Raw genomic sequence first — 15398 nt, 5'->3', positions numbered from 1 at the left:
CGCTGGCGGCCGGCGGCGTCAGACGCGCGCCGCCATCCAGGCGCGCATCAGCGCACGGGCTTCGGGCGTATCGCCGATGACCCAGGGGTCGACGGTGAAGGCGACGACCCGCTTGGCGCCGTAGCCGCGCGCCACCTGCCACTGCTGCTTGACCCGGTCGAAGTCGGCCGAGCGCGCCTTGAAGGTCGTGCCGTCGGTGCTGCCGGACGGCAATTCCTCGAACAACTCCATGACCAGGTCGAACGAGGCCCGGCGCTTGAGCAGCATGTCGTGCAGGGGTTCGAGCGACTGGTAGTTCGCCAGCCCCGCCACGCCCACGCCGTCCTGGATCATGGGATGGATGGCCACGTGGTCCAGCACCCGCGACCACAGCTGGGTCAACGAACCCTCGCCGCCCAGGCGGCTGAAGTAGGTAGAGAGGGTCGGCACGCGATAACTGGTGGCCTGCGCGGCACGGGAGAAGGCGTCCAGCCACGGCACCAGCAGCGCCTGGCGCTCGGGGCGCGACCAGTTGTACTGCTCCAGTTCATAGGGCAGATACCAGCCGCGGAAGTTACGACGCTTGGACCAGGCCGCGCCATGCATGTACGCCACCCCGCGGTCGCGGGTATGGTCCAGGTAGGCGGCCAGCGCCGTGTCGTCCGGCGAGGCCAGCATGTTCCACCAGCGCTGGTCGTAAGGCAGGCCCACATGCACGCCCAGTCCGCTGCGCTCGGCTTCGTCGAAGATCACGTCCAGCATGGCCTTGGGCGCCATCCAGTCGTCCGGGCGACCGCCTTCCAGGCCGGTCCATTGCAGGAAGATCTCGCGGCAGCCCAGCCGGCGATAGGCGGCGATGCGACGGCGCCAGTCGTCGGCGGTCAGGTCCAGGTGGCTGAGCCACAGCTGCAGGAAGGTCGCGTTCAGCGAGATGGGCGGCGCACAGGCCGCCAGCGGTGCAAGCGCGCCAAGCGCCAGCGCCTGCAACAGGCGCCGACGCAACAGGGACCGGGGCAGCGGGCGTGTCAGGAGCGTGTCTCCTGCCGCATCAGCCGCGGTTACCGAACAGGCCGGACAGCGAGCCCAGCAGATCGGCGGGGTTGAACCCCTGGCCCGGCTGGACCGCGCCATCCGGCGTGGCCTTGTCGACCAGCTGCGGCAGCAATGCGGACAGCGAACCCAGCACCGAACCCGCGTCCTGGCCGGTCTTGGCGGCCAGTTCATCGACCACGCCCGGGTCCAGCACGCGCCCCAGCTGGTCGGCGCTGACGGGCAGGTTCTGACCCTTGCCGATCCAGGAGGCGACGATCTCGCCCAGGCCGCCCTGCTGGAAGCTGGCGATCAGGCCGGACAGGCCGCCGGGGTACTTGTTCAGTTGTTCGATCAGGGCGGGCAGCAGCGAGGCCGAGCCCCCTTGCTCACCGCCGCCAGCCATCGAGGCCAAGGTATCCAATAGACTCATCGCCGTGCTCCAAAAAGTCGGAAATCCAGTATAGGCCCAGGCCGGCGCAAATCCGGCCGCCGCCTCGGTCCGGACACCGATCTTTGCAAAACTTGTCTTTGCCGCCCCGCTCAGCCCCCATTTCGCAGGGCGTTCAACGCCTTCCGGCCAGCCCGGCCGTCCGCCGGCAGGCCCAGTTGCCGCTGGGCCGCCTGCAGCGCTTCGCGGGTGCGGGTGCCGATCATTCCATCGGGTTCGCCCAGTTCATAGCCGCGCGCGATCAGCAGGCGTTGCAGTTCGCGGCGCTCGGCCCGCGACAAGCCCGGATCGTCCGTCGGCCAGGCCTGGACCAGCGGCCCGCCTCCGCGCAAACGGTCGGACAGGTGCGCGATGGCCAGCGCGTAGCTCTCGGCCGCGTTGTATGAATACAGCGCGTCGAAATTGCGCGTCACCAGGAATGCCGGCCCCTTGGGGCCGGCCGGCAGCAGCAGGCCCACCGGTATGTCGCCCGGCGGCAGCGGGCGACCGTCGGCGCGGGTCACGCCCTGCTTGGTCCAGGACGACAGCGGACGCTTGTTCTTGCGCCCGGCCCCGGCCGTGTTCAGGCCCGCGGGCAGCTTGACCTCGTAGCCCCAGTCCAGGCTGCTGTTCCAGCCGGCGCGCTTGAGGAAGTTGGCGGTGGACGCCAGGGCGTCGGGCACGCTGTCGATCAGGTCGCGACGGCCATCGCCGTCGAAATCCACCGCCAGCCGCAGGTAGGTCGACGGCATGAATTGGGTCTGGCCGAACGCCCCCGCCCAGGAACCGGTGAATTTTTCGGGCGCAATGTGCTCGTCTTGCAGGATCTTGAGCGCGGCGTAGAACTCGCCGCGAAAGTAGGCCTGGCGCCGTCCGAAGCACGACAGGGTGGACAGGGACGTGAGCAGCGGCCGCCCGCCGAGCGTGCGGCCGTAGTTGCTTTCGACGCCCCACACCGCAGCGATGGTGGCCGGGTCCACGCCGAAGCGGGCCGAGGCTCGGTCCAGTTCGGCGCGCCAGCGTTCGATGCCGGCCCGGCCATCGGCCACGCGCTCATCATCGACCAGCGCCGCCATGTAGTCCCAGATAGGCGTCTTGAATTCGGGCTGCGCATCCAACAGGCCGATCACCGCCATGTCGGGCACCAGGCCGGCGGTCTGCGCATCGAAGGTGGCGCCGGACACGCCCGCCTTGGCGGCCGGGGCGCGCAACTGCGCCAGGCACGAAGCAAAGGCATCGGCGGCGTGGGCGCCTGCGCTCGGCAACGCCAGCGCGGCGACTGTCAGGGCGGCGGCAAGAGAGGGTTTCATCAACGAGGGGGGGCTCCAGGGGATTCGGCCGCGTCGCCTTCCAGGCGGCGCTTCCAGTCTTCGATTTCGCCCACGCGGGCGCGCTTCTCGAACAGGGCGCGCCAGTTGGGAGACAGTTCGGGCAGCGCGGCCAGTTCGGCCAGCACGGCCGCATCCAGCACGCGGCGGTTCAGGATGTCCTGCACCCGCGCCAGGGTCCATTGGGGATGGGGGCGGTCCTGCAGCGACAAGGTGTCGCCAGGCGCGAGCCAGCCTTCGCGCAGCACGCGGTAGTACCACCCCGTCTTGCCGCTGGCCTGTACCTGCGCCGACATGCCGGGCCAGGCAAACCGATGGTTCAGTTTCCAGCACGGCTGGCGAGCCTGCGATACCTGGATCAGCGCCTCACCCGCGGCAAGCACGTCGCCCACGCAGACATCGCTTTCCGTCATGCCCGTGGTGGACAGGTTTTCGCCGAAGGCACCCGGCGCGTCCAGCACAGCGCGCGGGCCGATCGCTTCGCGCCAGGCCGGATAATGTTCGCGCGCATAGTGGTGCAGCGCCTTTTCAGGGCCGCCGTGAAAGCGGCGGTCGGCCTGCGCGTCTCCCAGCAAGCCTTCGGGGCCCAGCCACAGGCGCGTGGCCACCGGATGCTTGTCGATGCCGCTATCGCGGCCGGAATCGCCCAGCGGGCGCACCGCGCCGGTGAGCAAGGCGTCAATGACGATGCGCATGTCGATCACCCTGCCTGCAACGCGGCCAGCTCGGCCTCGTCAAAGCCGGCGGCGCGGCGCGCCGCCAGGTTGAAGGGGCCACGTTGGCGCGGCGCGTCGTAGCGGGCGGCCAGCTCGGCATGGCAGGCCACCGGCGTCTTGCCCTGTTCGGCGCACAGCCGCTTGTACCAGTCGTTGCCGATGGCCACGTGGCCGATCTCGTCGCGCAGGATGATGTCGACGATGGCCGCGCTTTGCGCGTCTCCGGCGCCGGCCAGCTTGTTGCGGATCAGCGGCGAGGCATCGAGCCCGCGCGCTTCCAGCGTGCGGGGCACCAGCGCCAGGCGGGCCAGCAGATCGTCACGCGTACGTTCGGCCATGTCCCACAGGCCGTTGTGGGCGGGGAAATCGCCATAGGCGTAGCCCAGGCCGGCCAGGCGCTGGTTCAGCAGGTCGAAGTGATGGGCCTCTTCGCTGGCCACCCGCAGCCAGTCGCGGTAGAACGCGTCGGGCATGCCGGCGAAACGCCATAGGATGTCCAGCGCCAGGTTCACCGCGTTGAATTCGATGTGCGCCAGCGCGTGCAGCAGCGCGGCGCGGCCTTCCAAGGTCGCCATGGAACGCTGCGGCACCTGCGCGGGCGGCACCAGTTCGGGGACCGCGGGCCGGCCGGGCAGGACGGCGGGCGCGACATACTGCCGTGTCCGGTCCAGCGGCGCGTCGGCATGGATGGCGCGCACCCGCGCCAGCTTGTCCGCCCAGTCGGTGGCGGCCAGCGCCTGCAACGCCTGGGCGCGCAGGCAAACCGTGCCTGGCGCGTACGGACCCGTCCCGTCCGTGGGAAGGATCGAATGGCTGTCCATGAGGATTCCCGGTACAGAGGCGGCCCGCGGCCGCCCGAAAAACAATGACAATGCGCCAAGCGCTGACGAAGACTTTATCATTCGCCCATGGATTCGCCGCTACGCCTGACCATCGAGACCGACCTGTCCCGCATCGACGCACAGCAATGGGACGCCCTGGCCGGCGACCAGCCGTTCCTGCGCCATGCCTTCCTGTGCGCCTTGCACGACACCGGCTGCGCCGCGCCGGATACCGGCTGGGCACCGCATTACCTGGCACTGTGGCGGGACGGCCAACTGGCAGGCGCCGTGCCGCTCTACCTGAAATCCCATTCGCGTGGCGAGTACGTGTTCGACTACGCCTGGGCCGACGCCTTCCAGCGCCACGGCCTGCGCTACTACCCCAAGCTGCTGTCGGCCATTCCGTTCACGCCCGTCACCGGCCCGCGCCTCCTGGCCGCCAATGACGAAGACCGCGACACGCTCGTGCGCGGTCTGGTCGCGTTCGCCCAAGACGTGCAGGTGTCATCGCTGCACCTGCTGTTTCCTGCCGCCACCGACCTGCGTGCCCTGCGCGAGGCCGGCTTCATGGTTCGCGAAAGCGTGCAGTTCCACTGGACCAACGCAGACTATGCCGACTTCGATGCGTTCCTGGCCACGATGAGCCACGACAAGCGCAAGAAGATCCGCCAGGACCGCAAGAAAGTCGCCCAGGCCGGGCTGGATTTCCAGTGGCGGCGCGGCGCGCAGATCCGCGCCGAAGACCTGGATTTCTTCTACCAGTGCTATTGCCACACCTACTTCAACCACGGCAATCCGCCCTACCTGAACCGTGAGTTCTTCCAGCGCGCCTATCGCGAACAGCCAGATGCTTTCGTGCTGGTGCTGGCCGAACGCGACGGCCAGCCGGTGGCCGCGGCCCTGAACCTGGTCGGCGGCGACGTGCTCTATGGGCGCTACTGGGGCGCGACGGAGTACGTGCCGGGGCTGCATTTCGAGACCTGCTACCTGCAGGCCATTGCCTACTGCATCGCCCATGGCCTGAGCCGCTTCGAAGGCGGCGCCCAAGGCGAACACAAGATGGCGCGCGGACTGCTGCCCACGCCGACGTGGTCGGCGCACTGGGTCGCCGATCCGCGCTTCGCGGCCGCGATCCAGCACTTCCTGGACGAGGAAACCGCCGCGGTGGACGACTATCTGGGGGAATTGGAAGCGCACACGCCATTCAAGCGGCCGGCTGCCGACGGAACCTGAACAGGCGGGACGTTGGCGGAGCGCCCTCTGGCGGCGCGCCCTCTGGCGGAGCGCCCGTCGCGCTGAGCAACAGCGGCGCGGCCGTGCGCCCGCGCAATCAGAGAAAGCGGTCCAGCAGCTTGCGGCTGTGCTTGTCCAGCGACGGCACGTCGCGCACCAGATAGAAGATGCCGTGGCTGTCGGCGATCAGCAGCGTGTGCTGGCTCAACCGGCGGATGTCTTCTTCGCCGCGCAGCGTGAACGTGGTGGGCCCGCGGTCGGTCTCCACCTTCCAGGTGCTGGGCGTGGCGTAGGTGGACACGCTCACCAGCTTGCGGATTTCGGGCATGAACTCGCGGCCCGCAAGCTCTTCCTCGATCAGCGCGCGTTCGGCGGGCGGCACATCGGCCAGGTGTTCGATCCAGACCAGCTCGTGGCCGTCGCTTGTCACCAGCGACAGGCCGCGGTCGGCCTCGCTGATGGGAAAGGCCCGCACCGGGATCACACCCTCGTGGGTAGCGCCGTCGGCGCCCTGGTACACCAAACGCCCGAACGCATTGCGTTGCAGCTGAAAAACGGGAAGCGTCATGACGATTATCTCGATTCCGTGTCAGGCCACGGCGGCCATGTCGTCGCTGCCTGAGGCCTGTGCATCGGCTTCGGCCTGGCGCGCCTGCGCCTGGTAGAGGCGGTAGTACGCCCCTTCACGCGCCATCAGTTCCTCGTGCGGCCCCTGCTCCACGATCTGGCCACGGTCCAGCACGACCAGGCGGTCGGCCTTGCGCAACGTGCTCAGGCGGTGGGCGATGGCAATAGTGGTGCGGCCACGCACCAGATTGTCCAGCGCCTTCTGGATTTCCTTTTCGGTGGTGGTATCGACCGACGAGGTCGCTTCGTCCAGGATCAGGATGCGCGGATCGATCAGCAACGCGCGGGCGATCGAGATGCGCTGGCGCTCGCCGCCCGACAGGGCCTGGCCGCGCTCGCCCACCAGCGAGTCGTAGCCGTGCGGCAGGCGCAGGATGAACTCGTGGGCGTGCGCGGCACGGGCCGCGGCCACGATCTCGTCGCGCGTGGCCTCCGGCTTGCCGTAGGCGATGTTCTCGGCAATGGTGCCGAAGAACAGGAAAGGCTCTTGCAGCACCAGGCCGATATTGCGGCGGTAGTCGGAAACACGCACCGAGCGGATATCCGCGCCGTCCACCAGGATGGCGCCCTCGGACACGTCGTAGAAGCGGCAGATCAGGTTGATCAGCGTGCTCTTGCCCGAGCCGCTGTGGCCCACCAGGCCGATCATTTCACCCGGGGCGATGGTCAGGTCCAGGCCGCGGATGACCTGGCGGTTGCCGTAGCGAAAACCCACGTCGCGCAGTTCGATGCGGCCGTTGATGTGCGGCAGCTTGGCGGGATTCTGCGGTTCCGGCACGCTGGACACGTGGTCCAGGATGTCGAAGATGCGCTTGGCGCCGGCGGCGGCCTTCTGGGTCACCGAGACGATGCGGCTCATGGAATCCAGGCGCGTGTAGAAGCGCCCGATGTACGCCAGGAAGGCCGCCAGCACACCCACCGTGATCTGCTTTTGCGAGACCTGCCAGATACCGAAGATCCAGACCACCAGCAGGCCCACTTCGGTCAGCAAGGTCACGGTCGGAGAGAACAGCGACCAGGTCGTGTTCACCCGGTCGTTGACTTCCAGATTGCGGTTGTTGGCTTCGCGGAAACGCGCCACTTCGCGCTTTTCCTGGGCAAAGGCCTTGACCACGCGGATGCCGGGAATGGTATCGGCCAGCACGTTGGTGATTTCGGACCAGATGCGGTCGACCTTCTCGAAGCCGTGGCGCAGGCGGTCGCGCACCGAGTGGATCATCCAGATGATGAACGGCAGCGGCACCAGCGTGACCAGCGCCAGCCACGGATTGATCGAGAACAGGATCACCGCGGTCATGACGATCATCAGGATGTCATTGGCGAAATCCAGCAGGTGCAGCGACAGGAACACGCAGATGCGGTCGGTTTCGCTGCCGATGCGCGAGATCAGGTCGCCGGTGCGCTTGCCGCCGAAGTATTCCAGCGACAGTTGCTGCAGGTGTTCATAGGTGGTGGTGCGCAGGTCGGCGCCGATGCGCTCGCTGACCCAGGCCAGGATGTAGGTGCGGGCCCACCCCAGCCCCCATGCCAGGAAGGCGGACCCCAGCAGCCCGCCCAGATACAGGCGGACCTTGCCGTAATCGATGGGCGCGCCGTTCTGGAACGGGATCAGCACGTCGTCCATCAGTGGCATGGTCAGGTAAGGCGGCACCAGCGTCGCGGCGGTGCCCAGCAGCGTCAGCAGGAAGCCGGCCAGCAGGGGCAAGCGGTACGGGCGGGCAAAGCGCCACAAGCGCAGCAGCGCCCAGGTCGAGGACGGCGCCGCCTGCTCCTGGTTGCAGGTCGGGCATTCGTCTTGCCCGGCGGGAATGGCGTTGTTGCAGATGGTGCACTGCCGCTCGGCGGCCTCGTCCGAGGGCTGGCCGGACAGGCGGATGGCCTGCTGCGCCTCGAACTGGCCCAGCAGCCGCAGGGCCGCCGGATTGCGCGCCAGCGTGAAACGCCAGATACCCAGGCGCGCGGTGTCGTCGTGCAGCTCGAGCACGGCGGCGCCGGCATGGTCCGAAAGATTAAGGGACAGTTGAGGACCAAAAGCCCAGGAATCCCAGCCGGTATCGGCCGGATTGCGGGCAATCAGCCGGCGGTCGGTGACCGCCAGCAGGCCCGGCTGGAACTTCAGGCGCTGGTCCAGGTCTATTTCAACCGAGGCCAGCAAGGTTTCGCCCGGCGCCAGTTCAGCGCGTAATTCGTCCCGCCAACGGGCAGGAAACGCATCGGCAGGGCCGGAAAGCAGGTGTGGTTTTTTCATTAGAACGCATACCGGGCCAGGACTCTGCCCTACAAGGCGGCGACCGTTCCCAACACCGGGCTGAAAACGTGTCCCTTCCTTACAACACAACGAGTTCACGCCTTTGAAGGCGTCGTATAGTATCAGCCGATTTTTCTAATTAGGAATATCTGGGATCCCCCACTCGTTGGCATTATTCTTAAGGCGCAACCCCAATAAATTCGCGGTCTTGCATAGGGGCGTCCGCGCGTGCCAACCTGCTTCTCAAGTAAATTAAAACATGAAAAAGAAAGACATTGAATTTCTCGATGTCGTGGCTTTGCGCGGCCCGAACATTTGGACGTACCGTCCGGTCCTTGAAGCGTGGGTGGATATCGGCGAACTGGAGGACTACCCCTCCAACACGATCCCCGGCTTCTACGAGCGCCTGACCGCATGGCTGCCGACCCTGATCGAGCACCGCTGCAGCCCGGGTGTGCGAGGCGGCTTCCTGGCCCGCCTGAAAGAAGGCACCTGGCCCGGCCACATTCTTGAGCATGTCACGCTCGAACTGCAGAACCTGGCCGGCTTGCGCGGCGGTTTCGGCAAGGCGCGCGAAACCTCCACCCGCGGCGTCTACAAAGTGGTCGTGCGCGCCTGGCAGGAACAAGTCACCCGCACCGCCCTGAACGAGGCCCGCGACCTGGTCATGGCCGCCATCGAAGACCGCCCGTTCGACGTCGACGCCACCGTGGCCCGCCTGCGCCGCCTGGTCGACCGCCATTGCCTGGGCCCCAGCACCGCCTGCATCGTCGATGCCGCCGACGACCGCGACATTCCCTATATCCGCCTGTTCGAGGGCAACCTCGTGCAATTCGGTTATGGCGCGCGCCAACGCCGCATCTGGACGGCCGAAACCGACCGCACCAGCGCCATCGCCGAAGGCATCTCGCGCGACAAGGACCTGACCAAGGAATTGCTCTCGACCTGCGGCGTCCCCGTGCCCGAAGGCCGCCTGGTCGACAGCGAAGACGATGCCTGGTCGGCTGCCGAAGACATCGGCCTGCCGGTCGTGGTCAAGCCCTATGACGGCAACCACGGCCGTGGAGTGTTCACCAACCTGACCACGCGCGAAGAAGTCGTGTCCGCCTACCGCGTCGCGGTGGACGAAGGCAGCGGCGTCATCGTCGAACGCTTCGTGCTGGGCAACGAGCACCGCCTGCTGGTGGTGGGCAACCGCATGGTAGCCGCCGCCGCCGGCGAACCCGCCTGGGTCACCGGCGACGGCAAGTCCACCATCACCGAGCTGATCGACAACCAGATCAATACCGACCCGCGCCGCGGCCGCACCGAGAACCACCCGCTGAATCCGGTGCGCCTGGATTCGGCCGCGCAGCTTGAAATCGCCCGCCAGGGCCTGTCCGAAGACAGCGTGCCGGCCGATGGCCAGCACGTGCTGGTGCAGCGCAGCGGCAACGTCGCCTTCGACGTGACCGACCGCGTGCACCCCAGCATCGCCGCCACCGTCACCCTGGCCGCCCGCATCGTGGGCCTGGACATCGCCGGGGTCGACCTGGTCGCTGAAGACATCTCGCGCCCGCTGGACGAACAGCGCGGCGCCATCGTCGAAGTCAACGCCGGTCCCGGCCTGCTGATGCACCTGAAACCGGCCGACGGCACCCCGCGCCCGGTGGGCCGCGCCATCGTCGACCACCTGTTCCCCGAAGGCGATGCAGGCCGCATCCCCATCGTGGGCGTCACCGGCACCAACGGCAAGACCGTCGTCGCCCGCCTGGTGGCCCGCCTGCTGCACCTGTCGGGCAAGCGCACCGGCCTGGCCTGCAGCGAAGGGCTCTACCTTGACCGCCGCCTGGTGCAAAAGGGCGACCGCGCCGATTTCGCCTCGGGCACGCGCCTCTTGATGAATCGCAACGTGGACGCCGCCGTCATCGAGAACGACAGCGGCGTGATCCTCGGCCAAGGCCTGGCCTACGACCGCTGCCAGGTCGGCGTGGTCACCAACATCGACGACGCCGATCACCTCGGCGACTTCGACATCAACGAAACGGAACGCATGTTCAATGTGTTCCGCACCCAGGTCGACGTCGTGCTGCCCACCGGCACCGCGGTGCTCAACGCGCGCGACCCCCGCGTGGTCGAAATGGCCGAGCTGTGCGACGGCGCCGTGATCTTCTTCGGCATCGATCCCGCCCTGCCCGCCATCGCCGCCCACCTGCAACAGGACGGCCGCGCGGTATACGTGCGCGACGGCGCCATCGTGCTGGCGCAAGGCGCCCGCGAAGAACGCCTGGCCGCCGTGGCCGCGATTCCCCTGACTCATGGCGGCCGCGTGGCCTTCCAGGTCGAGAACGTGCTGGCCGCCGTGGGCTCCGCCTGGGCGCTGGACATCCCCGTGGAACTCATCCGCGCGGGCATCGAGACCTTCGACATCGACCAGGCCGATGCGCCCTGGCAATTCACTCTGTTCGAACGCAACGGCAGCACCGTGGTGGTGGACGACGTGCACAACGCGTCCGCCCTGCGCCCGCTGATCGCGGCCATCGACCAGTTCCCGTCGACCACCCGCGCCGCCGTCTATTCGGCCGGCGCCGACCGCCGCGACGCCGACCTGATCGAACAAGGCCGCCTGCTGGGCGACGCCTTCGACCGCGTCGTGCTCTACGACGACGCCACGGTCGCCAGCAAGCGCCCGGCCGGCCAGGCGCGCGCGTTGCTGCGCCAGGGTCTGGAACAAGGCAGCCGCGTCAAGCAGATCCTGGACGAACCCGACCACGGCCGGGCCATCGAAAGCCAGCTGGACGGCATCGCCGCGGGCGATTTCGTCCTGCTGCAATCCGACGAGGCGTTCTCCGGCCCCACCATCGATCTCGTCCGCCGCTGGATCCAGCAACACTGACATCACTGTGCGCGCCCCGGCTCAGGCCGCGGCGCGCGTAAGCTAGACAGGAATACCTGCCATGGAAGTTTCCCGTATCCGAGCACTGCGCGGCCCCAATCTGTGGAGCAAGAACACCGCGATCGAGGCCATCGTTTCCTGCGCCGACGCCGAATGCTCCATCGATAACCTGCCCGACTTCGAAGCCCGTCTGCGCGCGCGCCTGCCGCAAACCGGCCTGCTGCGCCCAGAAGGCCACCAAGGCGCGGTATCGATCGCCCACGTGCTGCAGATCGTCGCGCTGACGCTGCAAGCCTATGCCGGCTGCCCGGTCACGTTCGGCCGTACCTCGTCCACCATCGAGCCAGGCGTGTTCCAGGTCGTGGTGGAATACAGCGAAGAAGAAGTCGGCCGGCTGGCCATGGACCTGGCGCAGGCACTGGTGCGTGCCGCCCTGGACGACACCCCGTTCGACCTGGCCGACGCCCTCAAGCGCCTGCGCGAACTGGACGAAGACGTGCGCCTGGGCCCCAGCACCGGCTCCATCGTCAACGCCGCCACCGCCCGCAACATTCCCTATCGCCGCCTGACCCAGGGCAGCATGGTGCAGTTCGGTTGGGGCAGCAAGCAGCGCCGCATCCAGGCCGCCGAAACCGACCTGACCAGCGCCATTTCCGAATCCATCGCGCAAGACAAGGACCTGACCAAGATGCTGCTGGACGCCGCCGGCGTGCCAGTCCCGCTTGGCCGCTCGGTCACCACCGCCGAAGACGCCTGGGCCGCAGCCCAGGAACTGGGCGGCCCGGTGGTGGTCAAGCCGCGCGACGGCAGCCAGGGCCGCGGCGTGGCCGTCAACATCGAAACGCGCGAGCGCGTGATCCAGGCCTTCGAGGTTGCCGAGGAAATCAGTTCCGAGGTCATCGTCGAACGCTACATTCCCGGCCACGACTTCCGCCTGCTGGTGGTGGGCGGCGCACTGGTGGCGGCCTCGCGCCGCGACCCGCCCCAGGTCACCGGCGACGGCGTGCAGACCATCCGCCAACTGGTGGACCAGGTCAACGCCGACCCCTTGCGCGGCGACGGCCACGCCACCTCGCTGACCAAGATCCGCTTTGACGACATTGCGCTGGCCACGCTGAAAAAGCAGGGCTTCGACGCCGACTCGGTGCCGCCGCCCGGCACCCTGATCTTCCTGCGCAACAACGCCAACCTCAGCACCGGCGGCTCGGCCACCGACGTCACCGACGAAGTGCATCCGGAAATGGCGGCGCGCGCGGTATCCGCAGCCCGAATGATCGGCCTGGACATCTGCGGCGTGGACGTCGTCGCCGAAAGCGTGCACTACCCGCTCGAAGAACAGAACGGCGGCGTGGTCGAAGTGAACGCGGCTCCCGGCCTGCGCATGCACCTGAACCCCTCGTTCGGCAAGGGCCGCGCGGTGGGCGAAGCCATCATCGCCAACATGTACGCGGACGGCGACGACGGCCGTATTCCCGTGGTGGCCGTTGCCGGCACCAACGGCAAGACCACCACCGTACGCCTGACGGCGCACATCCTGGGCGTGGCCGGCAATCGCGTCGGCATGACCAATTCCGACGGCGTCTACGTCGACAACCTGCGCATCGATACCGGCGACTGCAGCGGCCCGCGCAGCGCCCGCAGCGTGCTGATGCACCCGGACGTCGACGCCGCCGTGTTCGAAACGGCGCGCGGCGGCATCCTGCGCGAAGGCCTGGCGTTCGACCGCTGCAACGTGTCCATCGTCACCAACATCGGCATGGGCGACCACCTGGGGCTGGGCTACATCAGCACGGTCGAGGACCTGGCCGTGGTCAAGCGCGTGATCGTGCAGCACGTGCACCCCAGCGGCACGGCGGTGCTCAACGCCGCCGACCCCATCGTGGCCGACATGGCCGCCAGCTGCCCCGGGTCCATCACCTACTTCGCCGAAGACCGCAACCACCCCGTCATGGCGACGCACCGAGCCCAGGGCCTGCGCGTGGTCTACCGCGATGGCGATGCCATCGTGGCGGCGCAAGGCAGCGAGGAAACCCGCTTCCCGCTGGCCGAGATTCCGCTGACCCGCAACGGCACCATCACGTTCCAGGTCGAGAACACCATGGCCTCGATTGCGGCCGCCTGGGCGCTGAACCTGGACTGGGACATCATCCGCCGCGGCCTGGCGACCTTCATCAACGACGCCCAGACCGCGCCCGGCCGCTTCAACGTGTTCGACTATCGCGGCGCCACCGTGATCGCCGACTACGGCCACAACCCGGACGCCATCCTGGCGCTGGTGCGCGCGGTCGATGCCATGCCGGCGAAGCGCCGTTCGGTGGTGATCAGCGGCGCAGGCGACCGCCGCGACGAAGACATCCGGATGCAGACCGAGATCCTGGGCGCAGCCTTCGACGATGTGCTGCTCTACCAGGACCAATGCCAACGCGGCCGCGAAGACGGCGAGGTGCTGGCCCTGCTGCAGCAAGGCCTGGTGGGCGCCAGCCGCACCCGCCACATCGAAGAGATCCACGGCGAGTTCCTGGCGATCGACACGGCCCTGGCCCGGCTGGGCGCAGGTGACCTGTGCCTGATCCTGGTGGACCAGGTCGAGGAAGCGCTGGACCACATCGCCCGCCGCATCAAGGAAGCCTGACGGAAAGCCTGGTTCCGCCCGGCAAGGCCGGGGCAAGCAAACGAACGGGGCGCCCTTGGGCGCCCCGTTCTCATTGGCATGGCCGCGCGGCTCGCCGCCGCACGATGCCGCGCTAGCTGGTGGCGTGGACCAAGGGCGCCTCGGCCTGATACCGGTCCGTGACGTGCGTGCACCCCAGCGTCGCCCATGCGGCCAGCGTGAATAACACCGCGCGGCAGAATCGTTGCGTCATGCCTGTTCCCTCCTGAGTTGAATGCCGTCGCTTGCGTGGCCCGAGGCCTCGCACAAGCGGCCAGGACCGACTATACCGGCGCCTCACCGCCACGGCCAGCACGCGCAAAAAGCACCCCAAAATCGCGCATTTTCCCGTTACTTGCCCTGCTCAAAACAGGACAATACGTTGCTCAACTGTAACTCCCTCTCTGCGTACGGCCTGCCCGAATCCCGTCACGCAACCCATGCTTTGCCCCGTCCCCGGCCGTTACATTTACCCACAGCGTCCTTTGACAGGCCGCGAGAGGCACCTGTACCTTGAACCCAAGCTGATCAGTGTCCAACTCACCCGCGACTGCCAGGTTTATCGGCCATAAACCCACGCAGCCGCCACTACGAAGAGAGGTCACCATGAATAACGACATCATCGCTGGCAAGTGGAAGCAGCTGTCCGGTAAGGCCAAGGCCGCCTGGGGTGAACTCACCGACGACGAGCTGACCCGTACGGAAGGCAACGCCGAACGCCTCGCTGGCCTGATCCAGGAGCGCTACGGCAAGACCAAGGAACAGGCCGAGAAGGACGTGCGCGATTTCTTCGATCGCAATCGTTGATCCCTCGCCACCCAGGAGAAGCTGACATGTTGCACTACGCCGTTGTTTTCTTCGTGATTGCGATCATCGCGGCCGTCCTGGGCTTCGGCGGCATCGCCGCCGGCGCCGCAGGGATCGCCAAGATCCTGTTCTTCGTCTTCCTGGTTCTGGCGCTGCTGTCCATTCTGGGCGGCGCATTCAGGAAGAAATAGAGCCATCGCACCCAAAGATTTTCCGCTAGCCGTTGCGTACCACCGAACGCGCTGAAACCCCTACACAAGGAGCATAACTATGGAATTCCGCAAGCTGATCGCCGCCGCCGCACTGGGTACGGGCGCTGTCTTCACTTCCATGGCCTTTGCCGCCAATGACGGCAAGCCCAAGCAATCCGTGGGCGAATACGCGTCCGACGCGACCGTGACCACCAAGGTCAAGGCAGCCTTCGTCGCCGACAAGCAGTTGAGCGCCTTGGACATCGCCGTGGAGACCACCGACGGCGTGGCCAAGCTGACCGGTACCGTCGGCACCTCCGCCGAAGCCGATCACGCCGCCACCGTGGCCCGCGGGGTCGAAGGGGTCAAGCAGGTCATGAACAACATCAAGGTCGACCCGGCCAAGAACAAGAAGTAAGCGCCGTCACCTTGACGTAACCTCCGCGGCGCCTGCGTGCAAACGC

At 67.4% G+C, this 15398-nt stretch carries 13 protein-coding genes; 6 read left to right on the top strand and 7 right to left on the bottom strand.

All coding sequences use genetic code 11. The features are described from left to right. Nucleotides 1–18: 18 nt before the first annotated feature. The 5 genes from AC6LJ2_RS19075 to AC6LJ2_RS19055 form a co-directional block, all read right to left on the bottom strand. Complete coding sequence (locus tag AC6LJ2_RS19075; RefSeq protein WP_263910654.1) at nucleotides 19–981, bottom strand: DUF4434 domain-containing protein; 963 nt, start codon at nucleotides 979–981, stop codon at nucleotides 19–21. 46 nt (nucleotides 982–1027) lie between these two features. Further along, nucleotides 1028–1441 carry a YidB family protein gene (locus AC6LJ2_RS19070; RefSeq protein WP_263910653.1) on the bottom strand — a complete coding sequence of 138 codons (414 nt, stop codon included), beginning with the start codon at nucleotides 1439–1441 and terminating at the stop codon, nucleotides 1028–1030. Between the two features lie 110 nt (nucleotides 1442–1551). Further along, nucleotides 1552–2748: a lytic murein transglycosylase gene (locus tag AC6LJ2_RS19065; RefSeq protein WP_263910652.1), complete on the bottom strand. Its 1197-nt coding sequence runs from the start codon at nucleotides 2746–2748 to the stop codon at nucleotides 1552–1554. Then, the gene (locus tag AC6LJ2_RS19060; protein WP_263910651.1) at nucleotides 2748–3461 is read right to left on the bottom strand and encodes an MOSC domain-containing protein; all 714 of its coding nucleotides are present in this window, start codon (nucleotides 3459–3461) and stop codon (nucleotides 2748–2750) included. Before AC6LJ2_RS19060 ends, AC6LJ2_RS19065 begins: the two co-directional genes overlap by 1 nt. A gap of 5 nt (nucleotides 3462–3466) precedes the next feature. Beyond that, entirely contained in the window at nucleotides 3467–4303 is an 837-nt protein-coding gene (locus AC6LJ2_RS19055) for a ferritin-like domain-containing protein (protein ID WP_445658456.1), read from the bottom strand. 87 nt (nucleotides 4304–4390) lie between these two features. Between AC6LJ2_RS19055 and AC6LJ2_RS19050 the strand changes: the two genes are divergently transcribed. Continuing rightward, entirely contained in the window at nucleotides 4391–5536 is a 1146-nt protein-coding gene (locus AC6LJ2_RS19050; protein ID WP_445658455.1) for a GNAT family N-acetyltransferase, read from the top strand. A 97-nt stretch (nucleotides 5537–5633) separates the two neighbouring features. Here the strand turns inward: AC6LJ2_RS19050 and AC6LJ2_RS19045 are convergent, their stop codons facing one another. Next, the gene (locus tag AC6LJ2_RS19045) at nucleotides 5634–6104 is read right to left on the bottom strand and encodes a cyanophycin metabolism-associated DUF1854 family protein (protein WP_263910646.1); all 471 of its coding nucleotides are present in this window, start codon (nucleotides 6102–6104) and stop codon (nucleotides 5634–5636) included. A 21-nt stretch (nucleotides 6105–6125) separates the two neighbouring features. Further along, complete coding sequence (locus AC6LJ2_RS19040) at nucleotides 6126–8411, bottom strand: cyanophycin metabolism-associated ABC transporter (RefSeq protein WP_263910644.1); 2286 nt, start codon at nucleotides 8409–8411, stop codon at nucleotides 6126–6128. A 259-nt stretch (nucleotides 8412–8670) separates the two neighbouring features. Here AC6LJ2_RS19040 and cphA (AC6LJ2_RS19035) point away from each other — a divergent pair, with 259 nt between their 5' ends. The 5 genes from cphA (AC6LJ2_RS19035) (at nucleotide 8671) to AC6LJ2_RS19015 (ending at nucleotide 15352) form a co-directional block, all read left to right on the top strand. Next, on the top strand, nucleotides 8671–11286 hold the full coding sequence (gene cphA, locus AC6LJ2_RS19035; RefSeq protein ID WP_498151942.1) for a cyanophycin synthetase: 2616 nt from the start codon (nucleotides 8671–8673) through the stop codon (nucleotides 11284–11286). A 61-nt stretch (nucleotides 11287–11347) separates the two neighbouring features. Then, nucleotides 11348–13918 (top strand): cyanophycin synthetase, encoded by a 2571-nt coding sequence (gene cphA / locus AC6LJ2_RS19030; RefSeq protein WP_445658454.1) that lies wholly within the window; start codon nucleotides 11348–11350, stop codon nucleotides 13916–13918. A gap of 624 nt (nucleotides 13919–14542) precedes the next feature. Beyond that, nucleotides 14543–14743, top strand: coding sequence for a CsbD family protein (locus AC6LJ2_RS19025; protein ID WP_025140133.1), 201 nt, complete (start codon nucleotides 14543–14545; stop codon nucleotides 14741–14743). 26 nt (nucleotides 14744–14769) lie between these two features. Continuing rightward, on the top strand, nucleotides 14770–14934 hold the full coding sequence (locus AC6LJ2_RS19020; protein ID WP_006389411.1) for a DUF1328 domain-containing protein: 165 nt from the start codon (nucleotides 14770–14772) through the stop codon (nucleotides 14932–14934). Between the two features lie 79 nt (nucleotides 14935–15013). Further along, a complete protein-coding gene (locus AC6LJ2_RS19015) occupies nucleotides 15014–15352 on the top strand; it encodes a BON domain-containing protein (protein ID WP_263910640.1) in 339 nt (112 codons plus the stop codon). Nucleotides 15353–15398 lie beyond the last annotated feature (46 nt).

Source organism: Achromobacter sp. 1014246743, from assembly GCF_059760725.1.
The sequence above is the reverse complement of the archived record's forward strand: the minus strand, read 5'-3'. Positions and strand labels throughout refer to the sequence as shown.